Here is a 23,692-nt window from a genome sequence, read left to right on the forward strand (position 1 = left end):
GATCCCGCCCGGGCCCGCGCGCCTTTTCCGCTAGTCGGTACGGGCGGCGGCCGTGCGCGCCTGCGCCGTCCCGCGGCCCAGGATCTCCGCCAGGCCCCTGCGGGTCGCGGCGAGCACCACGCGGTCCTGGGGTTGCAGGACGTAACTGCCGGAGAGTTCCCAGACCAGGCTGCGCGGGTGGGACGTGCCGTGCCGGGCCAGGTCCGGCGTGCGGTCGGCGGGGGCCGCGGTGTCCAGGGCGAGGATGCGGCAGACGCCGGGGCGGAAGACCTCCGCGACCTTACGGCCCTCCAGCTGGGGGTGGCCCGCCACGTCCACCGCCGCGAAGAGCAGCACTCTGCGCTCCACCGGTATGGCGCCCAGGATGTGACGGCCCATCATGGCGCCGGCGAAGGCGGGTGCCGCGAGGTGGGAGACGCTGCGGCTGCGGGTCAGGGCCCCGGGGTGCGCGGCGCGCAGGGTGCGGAAGACGGCGGTGGCGAAGTCGTCGTCGTACAGGCGCATGACGACGCGCAGGGCGGGGTCGAGCGAGCGGGCGTAGAGCGACGCCTCCAGGTTGGTGGTGTCGGAGCTGGTGAGGGCGAGCAGGGCGTGCGCGCGGTGGATGCGGGCCGCCTCCAGGGTGCCCACCTGGGTGGCGTCGCCGATGACGGTGGGCACCCGCAGATGGCGTGCGAGGCCCACACCGCGGGCCTCCGGGTCGGTCTCGACGCAGACCACCGGGATGTCGAGTTCGCGCAGCCGCAGCAGGACGCGGCTGCCGACCTTGCCCAGGCCGAGCAGGACGACATGGCCTGAGAGGCGGCGCGAGGGGCGCAGGAGGGCGGAGCTGGAGCGGAAGGTGCCCAGGCCCTCCAGTACGGCGGCGATCAGCACCGGCAGGAGCAGCAGACCCGTCAGGCCGGAGCAGAGCTGCAGGATCTGGCGGCTGAGGGGCTCGTCGACGGCCGGGTCGCCGATCGCGAAGATGTCCAGGAGCGTGAGGTAGGCGGCGCCGAGGAAGTGGTTGTCGGATGAGGTCAGCCAGGAGGCGATGGTCAGGCCGAGAACGGCCGCGGTGATCCCGGCGAACGACCACCGCAGGCGGCGCGAGAAGAGCCGGCCCAGGGGGACTCCGCGGTCGGTGAGGCGCGAGGCCTGCTGCGGCGGGCCCGAGTAGGAGACGGCCTCCAGGACCACCGTTCCGCGCCCCGTGGCGGAGGCCACCGACTGTGCGTCGGGCAGGAGTTGGGGTCCGTCCGTACCGCTGCCCTCGGCGCCCTCCGAGCCCGCAGGGTTCACCGCCGTCGAGGAGAGCAGGGCGAGGGTGCACAGCCCCTGGTCGGCGCTCTCGCCGGGTAGGGGCGGCGGCCGGTCGGCCGCCCGCAGCAGTACGCCGTCCGCCTGTACGACCTTGCTGGTGCCGGCCACCGCGGACGCGGCGAGCGCGGGGGCGGCGGTGTCCGCGTCGGAGAGCACGGTGGTCGACATGTCGAGCTGCGCCCGGTCGAGATCCGGGTCGGCGAGCACCGCCGCCTGGTCGAGCACCTCCGCCAGGTACTGGCCAAGCCTGCGGTTGTAGAGCCGGATCACCAGCCGCAGACGGGGGTTGAGACGGCGGGCGATCAGCGCCCCGCGGATATTGGTCTCGTCGTCCTCGTAGACGAGCGCCAGCGCGGCGGCCCCGCCGACCCCGGCCGCGGCCAGCACCTCGTGGGTCGGTTCGGTCGCCTCGGGGGCGGGCGCCGGTGCGGGGGTTCCGTCCGTACGGGCCGCCTCGCCCCGGTTCATGGCGGCCGACACCCGGTCCAGGAAGGCCGAGGCTCTGGCCCGTCCGCTCAACGGCAGCTGCGCCAGGGAGGTTTCGTCCAGCGGCGGTACGACGAGGGTGACCTGCTCCCCGTACACCTCGCGCAGTTCGGCGGCGAGCCGGTGCGCGAGCGTGTCGTCGCCACAGACGACCATGTGGCCGGTGGGGGCTGTGGTGCCTGACGGCTGCTGCTGGTGCGGAAGTGAGGACACGGATCAGAGCATGCCGTACGGCAGGCTCTAGGTGAGCACCAACCACCGGTGGCCGTCGATGAGTTCGCGTGCCGCGTCGAGATGTCCGGCATGGGCGGCGGTTTCGGTGATGACGTGCAGCACGGCCTCGCGGAAGCTGTGCAGATGCGGCTCGCCGAAGAGGTGGTGGGGCCACCAGGCCAGGGCGGCGTCCATCGGGGTGGTCGTGATGACGGCGTCCGCGAGCCGTGTCTCCAGGCGGTAGCGGTCGAGTACGTCGGCGGCCGGGACGCCGGGGTCCACCTTCCAGGGGTCGTCGATGTCGTCCAGCGCACGGATGACGTCCTGGTCACCGATGGCGACGGCGCGGAACCAGAACCGCTCCACATCGAGCGCGAGGTGCTGCACGAGCCCCAGGCAGCTCCACCCTGACGGCAGCACGGGCCGGTGCAGCGCGTCGGCGTCGAGCCCTTCGAGGATGCCCAGGATGTGCCGGCGCTGCCCCTGCAGGGAGGTGAGGAGTGCACGGGTCTCGGCGTCCGGCGCCGCGGTGTCGGTCATGGGAGAACAGGATTCCGCGCCGGACGCCGGGTGGCAACAAAGCTGCGCACAGGGCTTCTTCAGCCGAGGGCGCTCCTCGCCTGCCAGGCGGACCAGCTGAGATTCCACTCGCCGTAGCCGTTCCCCACGGCGACGGTGCCTTTCGTCTCGGCGCCGGTGATCTCGAAGGGGTCGCCGACCTGGGTGAGGCCGAAGAGATAGCCGGCGTCTCCGTCGCTCATGCCGATGCAGCCCGAACTGTGGTTCGCCTTCCCGAAGAAGGGGGCGTTCCAGGGGGCCGCGTGGGCGTACATCCCCGACCAGGTCAGCCGCATCGAGTCGTTGACCATCTTGTTGTACGCGTGGCCGAGCCCGACGGTCTCCGAGCGCATGTTGATCGTGCCCTCCCTGGCGATGACGACCGCCGTGCCCCGCCAGGACCGCTTGTCGCCGCCCGGGGTGCCGCCGGAGACCGGGATCTTCCGGATGCGGCTGCCGTCGCGGTACACCTCCAGCTGTTTGGTGTCGAGGTTCACCTTCGTCAGCTGGTTCCTTCCGATGGTGAAGCGGGTGCTGTAGTCGCGTACGAAGAAGCCTCCCGATGTGCCGGAGTCGACACCGTTCAGGTCGGCCTGGAGGGAGACCTTGGTGCCGGCCTTCCAGTACTCCTTGGGGCGCCAGTCGACGCGGTCCCGGCCGGAGTAGTCCTGGATCCAGCCCCAGGAGCCCTCGGTGTTGTTGGACGTGGTGACCTTCAGCTGCTTCTCGACGGCCGCCTTGTTCTTGACCGGGCTGTCGAAGACGATCGAGAGCGGCTGGGCGACGCCGACCGCGGTGTCCTTGGCGGGGGACATGGTCACCTTGTTGACGTGGTCCGCCGCGGCCGTCGCGAAGGAGGCCTGGGCCCTGCCGCCGTCCGCCGTGGCGGCCTGCACGGTGTAGCCCGTGCCGGGAGCCGCGCTGCGGGCCGAGGTCCAGGACTTGCCGTCGGGGGAGAGCGTGCCCGCGAGCGAGCCGCCCTTGTCCCCGGTCACCGTCACCTTGTCCAGGGTGCCTTCGGCGAGCGTCACCTTCACCGGGGCGCCTGCTCTGGCCTGCTGCCCGGTGAGATTCACGGTGATCTTCGGGGTCGCGGCCACTGACTTTCCCGGGGCCTTGTTGTCGTCACCGCCGCCGGAGGAACCGCCGGAGGAATTCCCGGAACAGGCGGTGAGCGCGGCGCACAGCACGACACCGACGGCCGCGGTTCTGCGTATGTGATGCAACTTCTTCGACTGCCTCGACTGCTTCAACGGGGTTCCTCCGTAAGGGTATTTCCCCGGACTCTAGGTCGCGGCGGCTCATGGAAATCCGGCAATTCACCGTGTGACAAGGACCGGAGAGCAACGGTCACCGTCCCGTCACATGCGCCGCTCGGACCGGTCATGGACCGCTGTGAACATCCTGTGCATGACAGCACTCCTGGTGACCGGCGACCGCGATGTGGAGCTCGGGATGCGCAGCCTCGACACCACCGAGTACCGCTCCTTCCTCGACGGGCGCCCGGGGGCGAGTTTCCTGCAATACCCGTCCTGGGCCGAGGTGAAGAGCCAATGGCGTGCCGAAAGAGTCGGATGGGCCCTCGGGAACGGCGAATTGGCCGGCGGCGCTCTGGTGCTCTACCGGCATTTCCCCGGCACCCGAAAGTACTTCGCCTATCTTCCCGAAGGCCCCGTGGCGGACTGGGCCGATCCGGATATCGACCGCTGGCTGACGCCGCTGCTCACCCATCTGCGGCAGGCGGGCGCCTTTGCCGTACGGATAGGGCCCTCGCCCGCGTACCGCCGCTGGGACGCCGCCCGGCTGAAGGCGTCCACCGGGCCCGGGCGCAGGATCGGTGACGTACTCGCGACCGAGGTGGATCCCCTGGGGTCCGCGGTCGCCGAGCGGCTGCGGGCGCGCGGCTGGAAGCGGTGCGGAGGCGACGAGGGGGACGCCGACGCCCAGCCACGCCATGTCTTCCAGGTGCCGCTCGCGGGCCGGACCCAGGACGATCTGTGGGCCGGGCTCAATCAGGAGTGGCGCCGCAACGTACGGATCGCCGCGCGCGCCGGAGTCCGGGTGTTCGAGGGCGGGCCCGACCAACTGGCCGACTTCTACCGGCTGCTGGAGATCACCGAGCAGCGCGACGGCTTCCGGCTCGGCCGCTCCCTCGCGTACTTCCAGCGCCAGTACGCGGCCCTCAACGCCGAGCGGGCGGGCCGCATGCGGCTCTACCTCGCCGTGCACGACGGGGAGATCCTTGCCGCGCACACCATGATCGTCGCGGGCGGGAGGGCCTGGTACCAGACCGGCGCCTCGGCCGACCACCGCCGTGAGGTGCGCCCCAGCAACGCCCTGCAATGGCAGATGATGCGCGATGCACACGCACTCGGTGCACAGGTGTACGACATGCGCGGGGTACCCTCCACCCTTGATCCGGGCGACCGGTCCTTCGGTCTGCTGCGCTGGAAGCTCGGCACCGGCGGACAGGCCGTCGAGACACTGGGGGAGTGGGAGATGTCCATGGGCGGGGCCACCAACAACGCGCTGTACCGGGCCTTCCAGGCCTATCTGGCACGCCGGTGACAGCGGCGGCCGCGGAGGCGGGGCCCAGACACGCGCGGTCCAAGGACTCGCTGCTGCGCAGCGGAGCCGTCATGGCCGCGGGCTCCGTCGTCTCGCGAGCCACCGGATTCATCCGCTCGGCGGTCGTCGCCGCCGCGCTGGGCGTCGCGTTCCTCGGCGACGGGTACGCGGTCGCCAACAACATCCCCAACATCCTCTACACGCTGCTGATCGGCGGCACCCTCAACGCGGTCTTCGTGCCCGAACTGGTCCGCGCCGCCAAGGAGCACGCCGACGGCGGCGCCGCCTACACCGACCGGCTGCTCACCGCCTGCACCACCGCCCTGCTGGTCATCACGGCCGCCGCGGTGCTCGCGGCCCCGGCGCTCATCTCCGCGTACACCAGCTACAGCGGCGCAAAGGCCGATCTCGTCGTCGCCCTCGCCCGCTACTGCCTGCCGCAGATCTTCTTCTACGGCCTCTTCACCCTCTTCGGGCAGGTCCTCAACGCGCGCGGCCGCTTCGGCGCCATGATGTGGACGCCGATCCTCAACAACCTGGTCGTCATAGGGGTGTTCGGCCTCTTCCTGGCCACCGCGACCACCGGCGGCGAGACCCTGAGCGCCGCCGACGCCCGGCTGCTCGGCTACGGCACCACCGCCGGAATCGCCGTCCAGGCCCTCGCCCTCGTCCCGTCCCTGCGCGCCGCCCGCTTCCGCTGGCGCCCCCGCTTCGACTGGCGCGGCAGCGGGCTCGCCAGGCCGCTGCGCTCCGCCGGCTGGCTGGTGCTGCTCGTCCTGACCAACCAGGCCGCGTACTGGGTGATCACCCGGCTCTCCACCACGGCGGGACAGCGCGCCGAGCACGCGGGCGTGGAGGGCGCGGGCTACGCCGCGTACACCAACGCCAACCTCCTCTGGATGGTCCCGCACGGCATCATCACCGTCTCCCTGGTCACCGCACTGCTCCCGAGGATGAGCCGCTCGTACGCCGACGGAGACCTCGCCGCGGTCCGCCGCGACATCTCCTACGGCCTGCGGGTCAGCGCCGCCGCCATCGTCCCCGCCGCCTGCGCGCTCCTCGCGCTCGCGCCCTGGGTGCTCGGCGCGGTCTACGGATACGGGCGCACCGGCGACGGAGAGATCACGGTGATGGCCGGGATGCTGATGGCCTTCGCACCCGGCCTCGTCGCGCTCTCCGCGCAGTACGTCCTCTCGCGCGGCTTCTACGCGCTCGGCGACACCCGCACCCCCTTCTTCCTCAACCTCGTCATCGCCGGGGTGAACGCGGGGCTCACCGTCGTCGCGTACGAGACGCTGCCCGCGCGCTGGGCCGTCACCGGGATGGCCGGGGCCTACTCGGCGGCGCTCTTCGCGGGCTGCGCGGTCACCGCGTACACCCTGCGGCGCAGGCTCGGCGGGGGCGCAGGACCGCTGCGCTCGCCCACCGTGCGCGCCCACGGGCGGCTGCTGCTCGGCGCGCTGCCCGCCGCGGCCGCCGGATACGGGGCCGCCCGCGCGGCCGAACCCTTCGGGGACTTCGCGGCGGCCGGTGGCGGCACCGTCGTCCTCCTGGTGGTCCTCGCACTGCTCGCGGGGCCGCTCGGGCTCACCGAGATCACTGCCATGTTCAGCAAACTGCGCGGCCGCAGAAGCCGTTGAGAGACCAAGGACACCGACAGCCATGCCACGCGTGCTTCTGATCGAGGACGACGCCTCCGTGCGCGAAGGGGTCGAGCTCGGGTTGCGCCGCCGCGGCCACGAGGTGCGCACGGCCGAGACCGGAGAGGCGGGACTCGATGAACTCAAAGGGTTCCAGCCCGAGTTGGTGCTGCTCGACCTGATGCTCCCCGGGATGAACGGCGTCCAGGTCTGCCGCCTCATCCGCGAGAGCGAGGAGACGAGCCTGCTGCCGATCATCATGCTCACCGCGCGCGGCGACGACTTCGACGTGGTGGTGGGCCTGGAGGCGGGCGCCGACGACTACATCATCAAACCCGCGCGCACCGAAGTGATAGAGGCCCGCATCCGGGCCGTACTGCGCCGGCTCACCGACCCCGGCAACGGCCGCCCCGGACCGGAGTTCCACGGTGAACTCGCCCTGGACCGCACCGGATTGAGCGCCGCCAAGTCAGGGGAGCGACTGCAGCTCGCCCCGTCCGAGCTGAAGCTCCTGCTCCATCTCGCCGCCTCCCCGGAACAGGTCTTCAGCCGTCAGCAGCTCCTCGAATCGGTCTGGGAGCACAGCTACCACGGTGACGCCCGACTGGTCGACGCCTGCGTACGCCGGCTGCGCCACAAGATCGAGGACGTCCCCGGCAACCCTCTCTACATCCAGACCGTGCGCGGCTTCGGTTACCGCTTCGGACCGCTGTGAGACGCCGCCTCCTGGGCCGCCTCGGCCTGCGCAGCCGGCTGATCGCCGCCTTCCTGCTGGTCGCCGCCATCAGCGCGGCCACCACCGCGACCCTCACCTACCGCGAGGCGCGCTCGGCCATCCTGCAGCAGGTGCAGGACACGGCCGTCGCGCAGTTCCGCGACCAGATCCAGGCCCAGCACCTGACCCTGCCCATGAGCGCCAAGTCGCTGGAGCACGTCTGCATCCAGCTCGCCGTCCGGGGCCGCCCGCGCCCGTGGATCGTCTTCGGCGAGTACGGAAAGATCACCGCGTCCTCCTCCGACCGCCCCACCTCAGGGGTGGTCACCGCCGCGCTGCGCGACAGGACCCGGGCCAGCGCGCACGGCTCCTTCCAGCGCGTCGTCAAGGGCGGCGTCCCCTGGCTGACCGTCGGAATGCCGGTGATGTTCGGCGAAGGAGAGAACCAGCAGCGCACCGGCATCGTCCTCTACGCCGTGATGAAGCTCGACACCGAGGAAGCCAACATCGACGCCATGGTCACGGCGGCACGCGACGGCGCCCTGCCCGCACTCGCCGTCGCGCTCGTGCCCGCGCTGCTGGCCGCGCGCAGCGTGCTGCGGCCGGTGCGCGATCTGCGACGGGCCGCGAGCAGCATGGGCAAGGGCGCGCTCGACACGCGTATCGAGGTGAAGGGATCCGACGAACTCGCCGACCTGGCATGGACGTTCAACGAATCCGCCGTCGCACTGGAACGCTCCGTCGAAGAACTGCGCAAGGCGGAGGCGCGGGCCAGGCGCTTCGCCTCCGACGTCTCGCACGAACTGCGCACCCCGCTCGCCGGGATGCTCGCCGTCACCGAGGTGCTCGACGAGGACGCCGACCGGCTCGACCCCGACACCGCGGCCGCCGTACGCCTGATCTCCGCCGAGACCGGAAAACTCGCCACGCTGGTCGAGGACCTGATGGAGATCTCCCGCTTCGACGCCAAGGCGGCAGAGCTCAACGCCGACGAGGTCGACGTGGCGGAGACGATCCGCAAGACGCTCCAGCGGCGGCGCTGGGAGGACCAGGTCACCACCGAACTCCCCGACGGGATACGGGCGATGCTCGATCCGCGCCGCTTCGACATCGTCATCGCCAACCTGGTCGGCAACGCGCTGCAGCACGGATCGCAGCCCGTGACGCTGCGGCTGTACGCGGACCGGGCCGACGCGGGCCCGGCCGGCGGGCGCCTCGCCGTCGAGGTGGCCGACGGCGGACCCGGAGTGGATCCGGCCGTGCTCCCGCACATCTTCGACCGGTTCTTCAAGGCGGACGCGGCACGCACCCGGTCGGCGGGCAGCGGCCTCGGTCTTGCGATCGCGCTGGAGAACGCACGGCTGCACGGCGGGACGGTGCGCGCGGCGAACGGACCCGCGGGCGGGGCCCTCTTCACCGTGGAGCTGCCGGTGGGCGAGACCCGATGAGGCGGATCCACCACTGGGCCGGGGTGATTCTCGCCATGACCCTGGCGGGCGGCTGCGGTATCCGCTCCACCGACGTGGTCGAGGTCGGGGAGCCCGCGACCGGGCAGATCGGCACGCCCGGAACTCCCGGCAAGGAGGGGGTCACGCTCTACTTCCAGGGGCCGGACGGACTGATGCCCGTGGTGCGGCCCTACGGGAAGGACGTCGATCCGGGGAAGCGGCTCGCCATGCTGCTGGTGGGCCCCACGGCGGCGGAGCGTGCGGCAGGACTGCGTACGGAACTCCCGGAATTCGACGGTTCGCCGGCCTTGGAGGAGAACCCGGGCGACGTACGCATCCTGCTGATGGGGCCGGTGGCCGGCCTGCCCGCCGGCGCACGCCAGCAACTGGTGTGCACGGCCGCGTCCTTCAAGGGGCAGAGCCTGATGACCACCGTGCGGATCAGCGGATCCGACGGTGACCTCGGCATGGAACCGTGCCGGCTGTGAGCGCGGACGCCGGCCGCGCGCAGCTGTTCCCGGGCAATTCATGCGCCACCCCTTGGATCACACCTGTCCCCCTGGAACCCTGAGGCGCTGCACACGCCTGTCGTCGCACCAGACTCAGGGGGTCCCCTTGTTCTCGTCCGCCCACATACGCTCCGGCCGGGTCAGACATCGCGCCGGACCGGTCGCCGTACTCGCCGCACTGACACTCACCGGCACCCTGGCGGCCGCCGCGCCCGCCCTCGCCGACACCGGCCCCTCCCTCGACGTACGCCCCGCCACCAGGGCCGACGCCCTGCGCCCGATATCGCCGCCCGCCGCCAGCGCACCGGACGGCGGGCTCTCGGCGAACGCGGTGGTCGACGGCGACGGCATCGAGACCGCCGCCTCCTCCCAACCTCTCGCGCAGGGCGTGACGTTGACCAAGTTCGACCGTATGGAATCGGACAAGTGGCTGCGGGCCGACGCACTCTCCGTCGACCTCGGCGGCAGCGCACGGGTCGACTACCTCTCCTCCGGCAAGGTCTCCGGGCGCGAGACGATCTCCCAGATGGTCTCGCACCACGACGCGGGCAAGGGCCGTACGACGGTCGCCGCGACCAACGCCGACTTCTTCGACATCAACCAGACCGGCACCCCGCTCGGCTTCGGCATCGCCAACGGCGTGATCGACCACTCCGCGAAGGCCGGCTACAACACCTCCCTCGGCTTCGGCTCCGCCACCGACCCCGCGGACGCCGCCGGGCGCATCCTCAACCTCACCTTCCAGGGCACCCTCACCCTCCCCGACGGCGCCCACTCCCTCGACTCGTACAACGCGGCCGACGTCCCGGCAGGCGGCATCGGCCTCTACACCCCGCAGTGGGGAGAGGCCGACCGCGCCCAGACCGTCGACGGCTCGGCCAAGGTCGTCGAGGCGGACGTCGTGAACGGCACAGTCGTCGCGGTCGACGACAAAGCCGGCACCGGCGCGATACCCGACGGCCAGACGGTCCTGATCGGACGCGACGCGGGCGCCGACACACTCTCCGCGCTCAAACCCGGCGACCGGGTGTCCACCGCCTACGAGCCGCGCACCGACGGCGGTTCCGTGCCCCGCACCGCCGTCGGCGGATCCGGACTCCTTGTCGTGGACGGACAGGCCCAGAACTGGGAGGGCAGGCCGAACAACACCACCGCCCCGCGCACCGCCGTCGGCTTCTCCAAGGACGGACTGACCATGCACGTCCTGGTGGTCGACGGACGCCAGGCCGACAGCGGCGGCACCACCCTCACCGAACTCGCCCTGATGATGAAGAAGCTGGGCGCCTACAACGCCCTCAACCTCGACGGCGGCGGCTCCTCCGTCCTGCTCGCCCGCGAGGCGGGACGCACCGGCACGGTCGTCGAGAACAGCCCCTCCGACGGCAGCGAGCGCGCCGACGCCACCGGCATCGCCATCACCGCACCCACCGGCACAGGACAGCTCAAGGGCTACGAGGTCGCCACCGCCACCTCCGCCGCCTCGGCCCCCACCGCCGACCCGGTCAAGGGCGGCCACCCCGACCGGGTCTTCCCCGGCCTGACGCGGCGCCTGACCGCCACCGGATACGACGCCGCCTACGGACCCGCCTCGGGCCGCCCCGGCTGGCGCACCTCCCGGCCGGACGTCGCCACGGTCTCCAAGGACGGCGTCCTGCGCGCCCGGCGCGCCGGCACGACCGACGCGCTCGCCCGCAGCGGCACGGCACATGGAGCACTGCGCATGACCGTCCTCGACCCCCTCGACCGGATCACCGCCACCACCCGCAAAGTCGGCCTCGCCGACCCCGCGGCAAGCGGCAGCTTCGGTCTGATCGGCCTCGACGCACGCGGCGACAGCGCGCCGATCGAGCCCGGCGACGTACAACTCGACTACGACCACGCCCTGTTCGACATCACCGCCGAGAAGGCCAAGGGCTCCTTCACCGTCAAGGCCAGAACCGCGGGCGGATCGGGACTCGTCCGCGCCACGGCCGGCGGGAGGACCACGACGGTCGGCGTGACCGTCGGGCTCGAGGACCGGGAGACCGCCTCGTACGACGACGCGGCGCAGTGGACCTTCAGCGCCGCACGCGCCACCGGTTCGCTCGCCGCGACCGCCGAAGGGCACACCGGCACCGCGCTCACCATGAACTACGACTTCAGCAAGGACACCGCGACCCGCGCCGCATACGCCAACCCGCCGCAGCAGATCGCCGTCCCCGGCCAGCCGCAGTCCTTCACCCTCTGGATCAAGGGCGACGGCAAGGGCTCCTGGCCCAGCCTCCACCTCAAGGACGCGGCAGGCACCGACCAGGTGCTGCGCGGCCCTTACATCACCTGGACCGGCTGGAAGCAGGTCACCTTCACCGTGCCCGCCGGGGTGGCGTACCCGGTGAGCGTCTACCGCTTCTACATCGCCGAGACCGTCGCCACCCAGCAGTACACCGGGCAGATCGCGCTCGACGACCTCCACGCACAGCTCCCGCCGGACGTGGCGCTGCCCGCCGAGCCGGTCGTCAAGGACCCGCTCATCCAGAGCGCGGCCAGGGTCGGACACCGCGACTGGCGGTTCGCGGTGATGTCCGACGCCCAGTTCGTGGCGCGGGCACCCGACAGCGACATCGTGCGCCAGGCACGGCGCACGCTGCAGGAGATCCGGGCGGCGAAGCCGGACTTCCTGGTCATCAATGGGGATCTCGTCGACGAGGGGTCGGCCGCCGACCTGAAATTCGCCCACCAGGTATTGAACGAAGAACTGGGCGACGCGGTTCCCTGGTACTACGTGCCGGGCAATCACGAGGTGATGGGCGGCTCCATCGCCACCTTCACCGCCGAATTCGGCCCCGCACAGCGCACGTTCGACCACAAGGGGACCCGCTTCATCACCCTCGACACCTCCTCGCTCACCCTGCGCGGCGGCGGCTTCGCCCAGATCAAGGAGTTGCGGAAGCAGCTCGACGCGGCAGCCACCGACCCCTCGGTCGGCTCGGTGGCGGTGATCGAGCACGTACCGCCGCGCGACCCCACCCCGCAGAAGGGCAGCCAGCTGGGCGACCGCAAGGAGGCCGCCCTGCTGGAGAACTGGCTCTCGGACTTCCAGCACAGCAGCGGCAAGGGCGCCGTGTTCATCGGCGGCCACGTCGGCGTCTTCCACGCCTCGCACGTCGACGGCGTGCCGTACCTGATCAACGGCAACTCGGGGAAGAATCCGGCAGCCCCGGCCGCCGAGGGCGGCTTCACCGGCTGGTCCCTGGTCGGCGTCGACCGAGGCGCCAGGCCGGACTGGATCTCCGTACAGACCAGGGCACATGTCGACACACTGACGATCGACGCACCCGAGACCCTGACCGTAGGCCAGTCGGCACGGGTCACGGGAAGCACCGAGCAGTCCGGGCGTACGGTGCCGGTCGCCTGGCCGGTGAGCGCGGACTGGTCCGTCAGCCCGGGCAGCGCCGCGTCCTTCGACCCCGCGACAGGGGTGCTCTCGCCCCGCAGAACAGGGCCGTTGACCGTGACGCTCAAGGTCAACGGGGTGACCACGCAGGCGACGATCAACGTCGGGCCCCGTGTCGGTGTTGGGCTGAACGGGTGAGAGGCGTCATCATCGACTGATGCAGATAGTGAGTCCAACCGAGGCGGTCCGGTGAGCAGGTACGGCAGATACGACCAGTTCGATGCCACCGACGAGCAGTGGGAAGGGCTTGCCCAGGTCGTACCCCTGAGGAGCCGGAACGAATGGCCCTCACGGGTCGACCACCGGACCATCCCCAACGAATACGCCGAGGAGCAGCGCCGGTTCGTCGTGCTGAGGGTGCAGGTCTTCGCGGACGCCCGCGAGGTCGCCGACTACCTCATCGCGCAGATCCCGGTGCTGCTCGACCTGACCGGAGCGGACATCAGCGTGGCCAAACGGATCCTGGACTTCAGCACCGGAGTCGTCTTCGGTCTGGGCAGCGGGATGCACCGCGTCGACAAGAACGTCTTCCTGCTCGCCCCGGTCGGCACGGAGGTGGAGGGGATCGCGGCCGAGGCCGTCCCCCGATCGTAGGAAGGTCAACGCGGTGTAACGGTTCGGCAGTTCGGCGGGTGCATACGGTCCGACCATGGACGCATCCCGCTCGCTGCCGACCGTCACCGAACTGAGGCTCGCCGCCTTCGGAACGCATCGCGGCGCGGTCTTCCCCCTGGCCCCCGTGACCCTGTTCGCGGGGCCCGGCGGCAGCGGCAAGTCGACAGCGCTGCAGGCGTACGAGGCCCTGGCCAGGCTCGGCGCCGGCGACTGCCTGGAAGAGGCCTTCCCCGACCCGTCGGGCTGCGTACCCGAGGGATCGGAAGCTGACGCGGAGGGCCGACGCGGGTTCAGGATCGGATGCACGGTCCAGGGCCCCGCAGGCCCCGTACGCCTCGATCTCGCCCTGCAGGCGGAACCCGAACTGCGCATCGTCGGCGAACGGCTGAGCATCGGCGAGCAGACGCTGCTGGCCACCGCGCTGCGCGACCCCGGCCGGTCCACGGTGCAGGCCGCCTGGCACACCGGGGGCGACGTGCCGGTGACCAGAGCGCCGCTGCCCGACGATCTGCTGGGCACAGCACTGCTGCCGCTGCGGGTCGCCGGCAGGACGGAGGGGCAGTTGAAGGTGCTGGCCGCCGCCGAGCAGATGGTGGTGGCACTGCGCTCGGTGTACGTATGTGATCCCCAGCCCCAGCGGATGCGCGGACGCGTCACGGTGGGCGCGGGGCGGCTGCGGCGCGGCTGCGACAACCTGGCCGAGGTGCTGCTCCGCACCCAGTCGGAGTGCGCGATCCGCTACCGGGAGCTGGTCGCCGCCGCGCGGGAGGGCTGCGCCGGACCGGTGGAGACGGTGCGCGCCGAGGAACTGGCCGACGGAACGGTACGGGCGGTGCTCGGCCGCGGCGGGGAGCGGTCCACCCCGCTGGGGCGGCTGGGGGACGGCGAGTTGAGGTACCTGGCGCTCGCGCTCGTGCTGCTCACCGGGGACCGGGTCCTGGCCATGGACCCCGCGCACGAGGTGCCCGAGGCGCTGCAGTCGCTCACCTTCCTGCTGGACGGATTCGACCGGTGCCTGGACACGCGGCAGTCGAGGTCGCTGCTCGAACTGGCGGCGCGGACCTGCGCCCGGGAGAACCGCCGGGTGGTGGGGGCGGTCGGCGAGGGGTCGGCGGCCGCTGCGTATGCGCGCGAGGTGGCGGGTGTGACGGTGGTAGACCTGAGCCGTGACCGAACCACTTGATACAGCACCTGATCGAGCACCTGATGTGGCCGCGCTGCAGGAGCGACTGACCCGGTTCGCCGAGGCGCGGGGCTGGGGGCCGTACCACACGCCGAAGAACCTGGTGGCGGCGTTGAGCGTCGAGGCGTCGGAGCTTCTGGAGATCTTCCAGTGGCTGACGCCCGAGGAGTCGGCCGGGGTGATGGAGGACCCGGAGAAGGCGCATCGGGTGGCCGACGAAGTCGCCGACGTGCTGGCCTATCTCCTGCAGTTCTGCGCGGTGTTGGGGATCGACGCGCTGGCGGCGCTTTCGGCCAAGATCGACCGGAATGAGCACCGGTTTCCGGTACCGGACCCCCAAGATCGTCACTCTTCGAAGTGACGGAGTTGTCCACAACCGGCTTGGTGTCCACAGATTTCCCCATTCCCCTGGCTTTCCGGACTCAGCTCGCTCACTCTGGGTAATGGAGTGAGTGGGACGGAAAGTCGTACGAACGGGGGCGGCGTATGGATGCGGTGCGGCTCATCGGAGTATGCCGGCACGCACTGGCCCAGAGCCGGGCGGAGTTGGACACGGTGGCGGAGGCCTGGCAGGCACAGGCGCTCGCGACGGCGATAGGCGGCCGACTCGCGCTGTGCGGACCCCCCGAACTGCGAACGGAGGCACGCGGCCTGGTCGAGTCGGGCGGACGGGGGTGCGCCGCGCTCGACCCGGTGGTGCTCCCGATAGGGGCGATTCGGGCGGCCCAGCTCACCGAAGTGGCCCAGGTGCGGACGGCGTTGACCGGCCTGGGCATCCTGCTCGGGGAAGTCGGCATCGCGCTCGTCGGCGTCGGCTGCGCGACGGACGTCGACGGGCTCTACTGGCAGTGCATCGAGGCGGTGGACGCCGCCGACGAGTCGGGTGACCGGGTGCGCGGGATGCTGCGAAGACTCACGGTGCGGGAACAGGACAGACCGTCAGGGTCCGTCCGTGACTCGGCGGCGGGGCCGTCATGACATCAGTGGGAGTTCTCGCCCGCCGGCAATGGGGTCTCCCCTGCTCGAACGGAGTTGAGAGCTTGGGGAAGGTTAGTCGAGGACTGCAGATCGGCGTCGAGCTGCGAGAGATCGGCGTTGAGCGAGGCCATCAGCTCCTCCATCTGCTGGAGCAGACCCTTTGGCGCACCCTTCTGCTCGGGTACGGACGGTGCGGGCGCAACCTGTTCGGGTGCGGCTTCGTGGGACATGACGGCCTCCTCGGCCCGAGCCCTCCCACGGGGAGGGCTGCAACAACGAGCGACGCACCGGCAGCGGGGGCCGGTGCGCGAGCCGGACGGTCCGGCTCCGACCGAGCCAACGACCGGGCCCGGGCGCCAGTAACTGGCGGAGCCGTGCGCGGACCGCCAGGTTGACGGGATTTCACCCGGCCGTGCGGGTGGTGAGGTGGGTGAGGCGGGAGGGGTTGACGGGTGTTCGAAGGTGCAGGATGGATGTATGGACCTTCGAATCTTCACCGAGCCCCAGCAAGGGGCGAGCTACGACACCCTGCTCACTGTCGCCAAGGCCGCCGAGGACCTGGGCTTCGATGCCTTCTACCGCTCCGACCACTATCTGCGGATGGGGTCGGGCGACGGTCTCCCGGGACCGACCGACGCCTGGATCACGCTGGCCGGTCTGGCCCGCGAGACCAAGCGGATCCGGCTCGGCACGCTGATGACCGCGGGCACCTTCCGGCTGCCGGGCGTGCTGGCCATCCAGGTGGCGCAGGTCGACCAGATGTCGGGCGGCCGGGTCGAACTGGGCCTGGGCGCGGGCTGGTTCGAGGAGGAGCACAAGGCGTACGGCATTCCGTTCCCGAAGGAGAAGTTCGGCCGGCTCGAAGAGCAGCTGGCGATCGTCACCGGGCTCTGGGAGACGAAGGTCGGCGAGAAGTTCAACTACGACGGGACCTACTACCAGCTGACCGACTCGCCCGCGCTGCCCAAGCCCGCCCAGGCGAAGATCCCCGTGCTCATCGGCGGACACGGAGCGACCCGCACCCCGCGTCTCGCCGCCCGGTACGCGGACGAGTTCAACATCCCCTTCGCTTCCCTGGAGGACAGCGAGCGGCAGTTCGGCCGGGTGAGGGCCGCAGCGCAGAAGGCGGGCCGCGCCAAGGACGACCTGGTGTACTCCAACGCCCTGGTGGTCTGTGTGGGCAAGGACGACGCGGAGGTGACCCGCAGGGCGCATGCCATCGGGCGGGACGCGGCGGAGCTGAAGGCCAACGGCCTGGCCGGTTCGCCGGCCGAGGTCGTGGACAAGATCGGCCAGTACGAGGCCATCGGGTCCTCCCGGGTCTATCTCCAGATCCTGGACCTCGACGACCTCGACCACCTGGACCTGATCTCCTCCCAGGTGCTGTCCCAGCTCAGCCGGTAGCGGGCCGCGCGATGACCTCGAAGAGTTCGCCCCTGCGGCCGTAGAGGAAGTCCGTCACGGGGCCGGCGACACCTCCGGCCCCGTGAGCCCGCTCGGCCACCGCATCGCCCGGGGTGCCGAGGTCCGGGATGCGAAGAAAATCTCTGGTGGGGGCGGTCTCACCGGGCAATACTCGGAAGCGTGTTCCTGACGATCAGTACCTCCGGCACCCCAGAGCGTCCCGCGACCGAGCTCGGCTTCCTGCTGCACAAGCACCCCGACAAGGCCCAGGCGTTCTCCACCTCCCATGGCACGGCGCACGTCCTCTATCCCGAGGCGACCGCCGAGCGCTGCACCGCGGCGCTGCTCCTGGAAGTGGATCCCGTGGCGCTGGTCCGCAGCGGCAAGGGGAAGGGGCGCGGCGGTGCACCCGACGCGGCGCTCGCGCAGTACGTGAACGACCGCCCCTACGCCGCGTCTTCGCTGCTGTCCGTCGCGATGAGCACCGTCTTCAAGAGCGCTCTGCGCGGAGTGTGTGCGGCACGCCCGGAGCTGGCCGCCGGGCCGATGCCGTTGCGGATCGAGGTGCCCGTGCTGCCCGCACGCGGCGGCCCCGACCTGGTGCACAAGCTCTTCGGGCCGCTCGGCTGGTCGAGCGTCGTCGCCGAGCCGGTGGCGCTGGACGAGGCGTTCCCCGCGTGGGGAGAGTCCCGGTACGTACGCCTGGTGCTCGAAGGCGACCTGCGGCTCGCCGACGCACTGCGCCAGCTCTACGTCCTGCTGCCGGTGCTCGACGACGCCAAGCACTACTGGGTCGCACCCGACGAGGTCGACAAATTGCTGCGGGCGGGCGAGGGCTGGCTGGCCGAGCACCCCGAGCAGAAGCTGATTACCACCCGCTACCTCGCGCGCCGCTGGGGGCTGACCCGTCAGGCGATGGAGGCCCTCGAACTCGTACGGCTCGCGGAGGCGGACGACAGCGAGGTCGAGGAGATCGACAACGCCGTCGACGAGACCGCCGACACGGAGGAGAAGCCGGTCCCGCTCGCCGTCCAGCGGCGCGAGGCGATCCTCGAAGCGCTGCACGCGGCCGGTGCGGGCCGGGTGCTCGACCTGGGCTGCGGGCAGGGCCAGTTGGTGCACGAGCTGCTCAAGGACGTGCGGTTCACCGAGGTCGTCGGTGTCGACGTGTCGATGCGCGCGCTGAACATCGCCGCGCGCCGGCTGCGGATCGAGCGGATGGGGGAGCGGCAGTCCGGGCGGGTCAAGCTGATGCAGGGCTCGCTCGCGTACACCGACAAGCGGCTCAAGGGCTACGACGCGGCGGTGCTCAGCGAGGTCATCGAGCACCTCGACCTGCCCCGGCTGCCCGCTCTGGAGTACGCCGTCTTCGGTTCGGCCCGCCCTCAGACCGTGCTGGTGACCACGCCGAACGTCGAGTACAACGTCCGCTGGGAGACCCTCCCGGCCGGACATGTGCGCCACGGCGACCACCGCTTCGAGTGGACCCGCGAGGAGTTCCAGGCCTGGGCCGGGGCGGTGGCCGAACGGCACGGCTACGGCGTGCGGTTCGTGGCCGTGGGGCCCGACGACCCCGAGGTGGGGCCGCCGACCCAGATGGCTGTTTTCACGATGAGGACCGACGAAAAGAAGGAGGCGAAGGCCGCATGACCAGTACGGACACCACCAGCAGCACGAGCAGGCGCACTCTCCCGGTGACCGACCTCTCCCTCGTGGTCCTCGTCGGAGCGACCGGGTCGGGCAAGTCCACCTTCGCGCGCGCCCACTTCAAGCCCACCGAGGTCATCTCCTCCGACTTCTGCCGCGGTCTCGTCGCGGACGACGAGAACGACCAGAGCGCGAGCGGTGACGCCTTCGACGTCCTGCACTACATCGTCGGAAAGCGCCTCGCCGCCGGCCGGCTCACCGTCGTCGACGCCACCAGCGTGCAGTCCGAGAGCCGCAAGCAGCTCGTCGCCCTCGCCCGCGAGCACGACGTGCTGCCCATCGCGATCGTCCTCGACCTGCCCGAAGCGGTCTGCGCGGAGCGCAACGCCGCACGCCCCGACCGGGCCGGCATGCCCCGCCACGTCATCTCCCGGCACCGCCGCGAACTCCACCGCTCGCTGCGCTCCCTGGAGCGCGAAGGCTTCCGCAAGGTGCACATCCTGCGCTCCGTGGAGGAGGTCGAGAGCGCCGAAGTCGTCCTGGAGAAGCGCTACAACGACCTCACCCACCTCACGGGCCCCTTCGACATCATCGGCGACATCCACGGCTGCCGCTCCGAGCTGGACACCCTCCTGGGCGAGCTCGGTTACGTCGACGGCGCGCACCCCGAGGGACGTACGGCCGTCTTCGTCGGCGACCTCGTCGACCGAGGCCCCGACAGCCCCGGCGTACTGCGCCGTGTGATGTCGATGGTCGCCGGGGGCAACGCGCTGTGCGTGCCCGGGAACCATGAGAACAAGCTCGGCCGTTACCTCAAGGGAAGGAACGTCCAGCACACCCACGGACTCGCCGAGACCATCGAGCAGCTGGAGAAGGAGACCGAGGAATTCCGTACGCAGGTGCGGGAGTTCATCGACGGGCTCATCAGTCACTACGTCCTGGACGGCGGCAGGCTCGTCGTCTGCCATGCGGGGCTGCCGGAGAAGTACCACGGCCGCACCTCGGGCCGGGTGCGTTCGCACGCCCTGTACGGCGACACGACCGGGGAGACCGACGCGTTCGGCCTGCCCGTGCGCTACCCCTGGGCCGAGGACTACCGCGGCCGCGCGGCGGTGGTCTACGGACACACCCCGGTCCCGTCCACGAGCTGGATCAACAACACCATCTGCCTGGACACCGGCGCGGTCTTCGGCGGGAAGATGACCGCGCTGCGCTGGCCGGAGCGCGAGCTCGTCGACGTACCGGCCGAGCAGGTCTGGTACGAGCCCGCCAAGCCCCTCACCACCGAGGCGCCGGGCGGACACGACGGGCGCCCGCTCGACCTGGCCGACGTCAACGGCCGCCGGATCGTGGAGACACAGCACTCCGGCCGCGTCGCCGTGCGCGAGGAGAACGCCGCGGCGGCTCTGGAGGTGATGAGCCGGTTCGCGGTCGACCCCCGCCTGCTCGCCTACCTCCCGCCCACCATGGCCCCGACGGCCACCTCTGAGGTGGACGGCTACCTGGAGCACCCCGCCGAGGCCTTCGCCCAGTACCGGAAGGACGGTGTCGCCAAGGTCGTGTGCGAGGAGAAGCACATGGGCTCGCGCGCGGTCGCCCTCGTCTTCCGCGACGCGGACGTGGCCAAGGAGCGCTTCGGCGTGGAAGGACCGACCGGCGCACTCCACACCCGCACCGGACGCCCCTTCTTCGCCGACGAGAAAGTCACCGAGGAGATCCTCGGCCGGCTGCGCACCGCCGTCACGGAAGCGGGCCTCTGGGACGAACTCGCCACCGACTGGCTGCTGATCGACGCCGAGTTGATGCCCTGGTCGCTCAAGGCGTCGGGCCTGCTGCGCACGCAGTACGCAGCCGTGGGCGCCGCCTCGCGCGCCGTCCTGCCCGGAGTCGTCGGCGCCCTGGAGGCGGCAGCGGCCCGCGGGGTCGAGGGTGTCGAAGGGCTGCTCGCCAAGCAGCGCGAACGGGTCGTGGACGCAGCCGCGTTCACCGACGCCTACCGCCGCTACTGCTGGACCACCGACGGCCTGGACGGCGTACGGATCGCGCCGTTCCAGATCCTCGCCGTCCAGGGCCGCAGCCTCGCCGCCGTACCGCACGACGAGCAGCTTGCCTGGCTGGACCGGCTGGTCGAGCACGACAACCGCTCCGACGGAAGCAGCCTGCTCCAGACCACGCGCCGTCTGGTCGTCGACACCGGTGACGAGGCCTCCGTACAGGCAGGCACCGACTGGTGGCTGGAGATGACGGGGCGAGGCGGCGAGGGCATGGTCGTCAAGCCGCTCCAGGCCATGGCGCGCGACGGCAAGGGCAGGCTGGTCCAGCCGGGCATCAAGGTGCGCGGCCGCGAGTACCTCCGGATCATCTACGGACCGGAGTACACGCGCCCGGAGAACCTGACCCGACTGCGCCAGCGCTTCCTCGGCCACAAGCGCTCGCTCGCCCTGCGCGAGTACGGGCTCGGTGTCGAGGCGCTGGACCGGCTGGCCGGCGGCGAGCCGCTGTGGCGCGTCCATGAGGCGGTCTTCGCCGTGCTCGCGCTGGAGTCGGAGCCGGTGGACCCGCGCCTCTGAACGGGGCACTCAGGGGGTGAGCGCGGTCGCCCGGGGACAGGATGGGGGCATGGGATTCCATGTCGACTCCGAGTCCGGGCGGCTGCGCCGCGTCATCCTCCACCGGCCCGATCTGGAGCTGAAGCGCCTCACCCCCAGCAACAAGGACGCGCTCCTGTTCGACGATGTGCTCTGGGTGCGCAGGGCCCGCCAGGAGCACGACGGATTCGCCGATGTGCTGCGCGACCGCGGCGTCGAGGTGCATCTCTTCGGCGACCTTCTCCGCGAGTCGCTCGACGTCCCCGAGGCGCGGGCTCTTGTCCTGGACCGGGTCTTCGACGAGAAGGAGTACGGCCCCCTGGCCACAGGTCATCTGCGGGCTGCCTTCGACGAGATGCCCGCGGCCGATCTCGTCGGGGCGCTGGTCGGCGGGATGACCAAGCGGGAGTTCCTGGAGCGCCACACCGAGCCGGTCTCGGTCCGTTTCCACGCCATGGACCTGGACGATTTCCTGCTCGGCCCGCTCCCCAACCACCTCTTCACCCGTGACACCTCGGCCTGGATCTACGACGGGGTCTCCATCAATGCGATGCGCTGGCCGGCCCGCCAGCGCGAGACCGTCCACTTCGAGGCGATCTACCGCCACCACCCGCTCTTCGCCCGCGAGACCTTCCACACCTGGTCCAGAGGCCAGAGCGACTATCCCTCCACCATCGAGGGCGGTGACGTCCTGGTCATCGGGAACGGCGCGGTCCTGATCGGGATGAGCGAGCGCACGACCCCGCAGGCCGTGGAGATGCTGGCGCGCGGGCTGTTCGCGGCCGGTTCGGCACGGACGATCGTGGCCCTCGACATGCCCAAGCGCCGTGCGTTCATGCATCTGGACACGGTGATGACGATGGTCGACGGGGACACCTTCACGCAGTACGCGGGGCTCGGCATGCTCCGCTCGTACACGATCGAGCCGGGTACGGCCGAGAGCGAGCTCAAGGTCACCGACCACCCGCCGGAGCACATGCACCGGGCCATTGCCGCGGCCCTCGGCCTGGACTCGGTGAGGGTGCTGACCGCGACGCAGGACGTGCACTCGGCGGAGCGCGAGCAGTGGGACGACGGCTGCAACGTGCTGGCGGTGGAGCCGGGCGTCGTCGTCGCGTACGAGCGCAATGTGACCACCAATACGCATCTGCGCAAGCAGGGAATCGAGGTCATCGAGATCCGTGGCAGTGAGCTGGGGCGGGGCAGGGGCGGGCCGCGGTGCATGAGCTGCCCGGTCGAACGCGATGCCGTATAGTGATGCGTTCTAATGCATAGAATTTCACTTCCCCGGGAGTAGTCATCATGGCGATAGACCTCGCAGGCCGCCACTTCGTCAAGGAGCTGGACTTCACCGCCGAGGAGTTCCGCGGGCTCGTCGAGCTGGCCGCGGAGCTCAAGGCGGCCAAGAAGTCGGGCACCGAGACGCAGCGGCTGCGCGGCAGGAACATCGCCCTGATCTTCGAGAAGTCCTCGACCCGTACGCGCTGTTCGTTCGAGGTCGCGGCCGCCGACCAGGGTGCTTCGACGACGTACATCGACCCGGCGGGCTCGCACGTCGGCAAGAAGGAGTCGGCGAAGGACACCGCCCGCGTCCTCGGCCGGATGTTCGACGCGATCGAGTTCCGCGGAGACGCGCAGGACACCGTCGAGGAGCTCGCCGCGCACGCCGGTGTCCCCGTCTACAACGGCCTCACCGACGACTGGCACCCCACCCAGATGCTCGCCGACGTGCTCACCATGACCGAGCACAGCGACAAGCCCCTGACCGGGATCTCCTTCGCCTACCTCGGCGACGCCCGCTTCAACATGGGCAACTCCTACCTGGTGACCGGTGCGCTGCTCGGCATGGATGTACGGATCGTGGCGCCGAAGTCCTACTGGCCCTCCGAGGGCGTCGTCGCCCAGGCCCGCAAGGCCGCCGAGGTCAGCGGCGCGCGCATCACTCTCACCGAGGACATCGCGGAGGGCGTCGCCGCGGCCGACTTCGTCGTCACCGACGTCTGGGTCTCCATGGGCGAGCCCGAGGAGATCTGGGCCGAGCGGATCAAGGTCCTCGGTCCGTACGCGGTGACCATGGACGTCCTCAGGGCCACCGGCAACGCGAACGTGAAGTTCCTGCACTGCCTGCCCGCCTTCCACGACCTCGGCACCAAGGTCGGCCGCGAGATCCACGAGAAGTACGGGCTCTCCGAGCTCGAAGTCACCGACGAGGTCTTCGAGTCGGCGCACTCGGTCGTCTTCGACGAGGCCGAGAACCGGATGCACACCATCAAGGCGGTCATGGTGGCGACACTCGCGGGCAGCGCGTCCTGAAACACCTGACGCGAATATCAATACACCCGATTGGGTGAATATGCAGAGTGGCGGCTAGTATGTCGCCTCTTGGTGGGGTTCGAGCTCGCACG

Annotated in this window: 20 protein-coding genes; 15 read left to right on the forward strand and 5 right to left on the reverse strand. The window is 70.8% G+C overall.

Features of this window, described 5'->3' with window-relative positions:
- Positions 1-30: 30 nt before the first annotated feature.
- From AB0H78_RS23790 to AB0H78_RS23800, 3 genes are all read right to left on the reverse strand, one after another.
- Positions 31-1,944, reverse strand: coding sequence for an NAD-binding protein (locus AB0H78_RS23790; protein ID WP_363236666.1), 1,914 nt, complete (start codon positions 1,942-1,944; stop codon positions 31-33).
- 84 nt (positions 1,945-2,028) lie between these two features.
- On the reverse strand, positions 2,029-2,541 hold the full coding sequence (locus AB0H78_RS23795) for a DUF664 domain-containing protein (RefSeq protein WP_363236539.1): 513 nt from the start codon (positions 2,539-2,541) through the stop codon (positions 2,029-2,031).
- 59 nt (positions 2,542-2,600) lie between these two features.
- Complete coding sequence (locus tag AB0H78_RS23800; RefSeq protein WP_363236667.1) at positions 2,601-3,785, reverse strand: Ig-like domain-containing protein; 1,185 nt, start codon at positions 3,783-3,785, stop codon at positions 2,601-2,603.
- Positions 3,786-3,969: 184 nt separating this feature from the next.
- Here AB0H78_RS23800 and AB0H78_RS23805 point away from each other — a divergent pair, with 184 nt between their 5' ends.
- The 10 genes from AB0H78_RS23805 to AB0H78_RS23850 all read left to right on the forward strand — a co-directional run bounded on the left by AB0H78_RS23805 (position 3,970) and on the right by AB0H78_RS23850 (position 15,648).
- Positions 3,970-5,127, forward strand: coding sequence for a peptidoglycan bridge formation glycyltransferase FemA/FemB family protein (locus tag AB0H78_RS23805; protein WP_363236540.1), 1,158 nt, complete (start codon positions 3,970-3,972; stop codon positions 5,125-5,127).
- Positions 5,124-6,767, forward strand: a complete 1,644-nt coding sequence (gene murJ / locus AB0H78_RS23810) for a murein biosynthesis integral membrane protein MurJ (protein ID WP_363236541.1) — start codon at positions 5,124-5,126, stop codon at positions 6,765-6,767. Before AB0H78_RS23805 ends, murJ begins: the two co-directional genes overlap by 4 nt.
- A 22-nt stretch (positions 6,768-6,789) precedes the next feature.
- Positions 6,790-7,482 carry a response regulator transcription factor gene (locus AB0H78_RS23815; protein WP_363236542.1) on the forward strand — a complete coding sequence of 231 codons (693 nt, stop codon included), beginning with the start codon at positions 6,790-6,792 and terminating at the stop codon, positions 7,480-7,482.
- On the forward strand, positions 7,479-8,930 hold the full coding sequence (locus AB0H78_RS23820) for an ATP-binding protein (protein ID WP_363236543.1): 1,452 nt from the start codon (positions 7,479-7,481) through the stop codon (positions 8,928-8,930). Before AB0H78_RS23815 ends, AB0H78_RS23820 begins: the two co-directional genes overlap by 4 nt.
- A complete protein-coding gene (locus AB0H78_RS23825; RefSeq protein ID WP_363236544.1) occupies positions 8,927-9,418 on the forward strand; it encodes a hypothetical protein in 492 nt (163 codons plus the stop codon). The genes AB0H78_RS23820 and AB0H78_RS23825 overlap by 4 nt, the downstream gene beginning before the upstream one ends.
- Positions 9,419-9,635: 217 nt before the next feature.
- Positions 9,636-13,010 carry a phosphodiester glycosidase family protein gene (locus tag AB0H78_RS23830; RefSeq protein WP_363236668.1) on the forward strand — a complete coding sequence of 1,125 codons (3,375 nt, stop codon included), beginning with the start codon at positions 9,636-9,638 and terminating at the stop codon, positions 13,008-13,010.
- A gap of 51 nt (positions 13,011-13,061) precedes the next feature.
- Positions 13,062-13,466: a cell division protein SepF gene (locus AB0H78_RS23835; protein ID WP_363236545.1), complete on the forward strand. Its 405-nt coding sequence runs from the start codon at positions 13,062-13,064 to the stop codon at positions 13,464-13,466.
- 55 nt (positions 13,467-13,521) lie between these two features.
- Positions 13,522-14,670, forward strand: a complete 1,149-nt coding sequence (locus AB0H78_RS23840; RefSeq protein WP_363236546.1) for an ATP-binding protein — start codon at positions 13,522-13,524, stop codon at positions 14,668-14,670.
- 25 nt (positions 14,671-14,695) lie between these two features.
- A complete protein-coding gene (locus AB0H78_RS23845) occupies positions 14,696-15,031 on the forward strand; it encodes a nucleotide pyrophosphohydrolase (RefSeq protein WP_363236547.1) in 336 nt (111 codons plus the stop codon).
- Between the two features lie 125 nt (positions 15,032-15,156).
- Complete coding sequence (locus AB0H78_RS23850; RefSeq protein ID WP_363236548.1) at positions 15,157-15,648, forward strand: DUF6099 family protein; 492 nt, start codon at positions 15,157-15,159, stop codon at positions 15,646-15,648.
- Positions 15,649-15,650: 2 nt separating this feature from the next.
- Here AB0H78_RS23850 and AB0H78_RS23855 read toward each other — a convergent pair whose 3' ends face one another.
- The gene (locus AB0H78_RS23855; RefSeq protein WP_363236549.1) at positions 15,651-15,878 is read right to left on the reverse strand and encodes a hypothetical protein; all 228 of its coding nucleotides are present in this window, start codon (positions 15,876-15,878) and stop codon (positions 15,651-15,653) included.
- A 247-nt stretch (positions 15,879-16,125) separates the two neighbouring features.
- Here AB0H78_RS23855 and AB0H78_RS23860 point away from each other — a divergent pair, with 247 nt between their 5' ends.
- The gene (locus tag AB0H78_RS23860; protein WP_363236550.1) at positions 16,126-17,052 is read left to right on the forward strand and encodes an LLM class F420-dependent oxidoreductase; all 927 of its coding nucleotides are present in this window, start codon (positions 16,126-16,128) and stop codon (positions 17,050-17,052) included.
- Here the strand turns inward: AB0H78_RS23860 and AB0H78_RS23865 are convergent.
- Positions 17,042-17,221: a hypothetical protein gene (locus tag AB0H78_RS23865; protein ID WP_363236551.1), complete on the reverse strand. Its 180-nt coding sequence runs from the start codon at positions 17,219-17,221 to the stop codon at positions 17,042-17,044. The two genes, AB0H78_RS23860 and AB0H78_RS23865, sit on opposite strands and share 11 nt — an antisense overlap.
- An 11-nt stretch (positions 17,222-17,232) precedes the next feature.
- Here AB0H78_RS23865 and AB0H78_RS23870 point away from each other — a divergent pair, with 11 nt between their 5' ends.
- From AB0H78_RS23870 to argF, 4 genes are read left to right on the forward strand one after another with little or no spacing between them, the layout of a single operon-like run.
- On the forward strand, positions 17,233-18,702 hold the full coding sequence (locus tag AB0H78_RS23870) for a 3' terminal RNA ribose 2'-O-methyltransferase Hen1 (RefSeq protein ID WP_363236552.1): 1,470 nt from the start codon (positions 17,233-17,235) through the stop codon (positions 18,700-18,702).
- The gene (locus tag AB0H78_RS23875; RefSeq protein WP_363236553.1) at positions 18,699-21,269 is read left to right on the forward strand and encodes a polynucleotide kinase-phosphatase; all 2,571 of its coding nucleotides are present in this window, start codon (positions 18,699-18,701) and stop codon (positions 21,267-21,269) included. Before AB0H78_RS23870 ends, AB0H78_RS23875 begins: the two co-directional genes overlap by 4 nt.
- Before the next feature lie 49 nt (positions 21,270-21,318).
- Positions 21,319-22,542, forward strand: a complete 1,224-nt coding sequence (locus AB0H78_RS23880) for an arginine deiminase (RefSeq protein WP_363236554.1) — start codon at positions 21,319-21,321, stop codon at positions 22,540-22,542.
- A 47-nt stretch (positions 22,543-22,589) separates the two neighbouring features.
- On the forward strand, positions 22,590-23,600 hold the full coding sequence (argF, locus tag AB0H78_RS23885; protein ID WP_363236555.1) for an ornithine carbamoyltransferase: 1,011 nt from the start codon (positions 22,590-22,592) through the stop codon (positions 23,598-23,600).
- Positions 23,601-23,692 lie beyond the last annotated feature (92 nt).

This window comes from Streptomyces sp. NPDC050738 (assembly GCF_040654175.1).
GTDB lineage: Bacteria > Actinomycetota > Actinomycetes > Streptomycetales > Streptomycetaceae > Streptomyces.

Excerpts from the sequence above, each read along its gene's own strand:
- AB0H78_RS23790 (WP_363236666.1), bottom strand. The coding sequence starts at position 1,944 with ATGGTCGTCTGTGGCGACGACACGCTCGCGCACCGGCTCGCCGCCGAA.
- AB0H78_RS23795 (WP_363236539.1), bottom strand. The coding sequence starts at position 2,541 with ATGACCGACACCGCGGCGCCGGACGCCGAGACCCGTGCACTCCTCACC.
- AB0H78_RS23805 (WP_363236540.1), top strand. The coding sequence starts at position 3,970 with ATGACAGCACTCCTGGTGACCGGCGACCGCGATGTGGAGCTCGGGATG.
- AB0H78_RS23815 (WP_363236542.1), top strand. The coding sequence starts at position 6,790 with ATGCCACGCGTGCTTCTGATCGAGGACGACGCCTCCGTGCGCGAAGGG.
- AB0H78_RS23825 (WP_363236544.1), top strand. The coding sequence starts at position 8,927 with ATGAGGCGGATCCACCACTGGGCCGGGGTGATTCTCGCCATGACCCTG.
- AB0H78_RS23840 (WP_363236546.1), top strand. The coding sequence starts at position 13,522 with ATGGACGCATCCCGCTCGCTGCCGACCGTCACCGAACTGAGGCTCGCC.
- AB0H78_RS23850 (WP_363236548.1), top strand. The coding sequence starts at position 15,157 with ATGGATGCGGTGCGGCTCATCGGAGTATGCCGGCACGCACTGGCCCAG.
- AB0H78_RS23855 (WP_363236549.1), bottom strand. The coding sequence starts at position 15,878 with ATGTCCCACGAAGCCGCACCCGAACAGGTTGCGCCCGCACCGTCCGTA.
- AB0H78_RS23860 (WP_363236550.1), top strand. The coding sequence starts at position 16,126 with ATGGACCTTCGAATCTTCACCGAGCCCCAGCAAGGGGCGAGCTACGAC.
- AB0H78_RS23875 (WP_363236553.1), top strand. The coding sequence starts at position 18,699 with ATGACCAGTACGGACACCACCAGCAGCACGAGCAGGCGCACTCTCCCG.
- AB0H78_RS23880 (WP_363236554.1), top strand. The coding sequence starts at position 21,319 with ATGGGATTCCATGTCGACTCCGAGTCCGGGCGGCTGCGCCGCGTCATC.
- argF (WP_363236555.1), top strand. The coding sequence starts at position 22,590 with ATGGCGATAGACCTCGCAGGCCGCCACTTCGTCAAGGAGCTGGACTTC.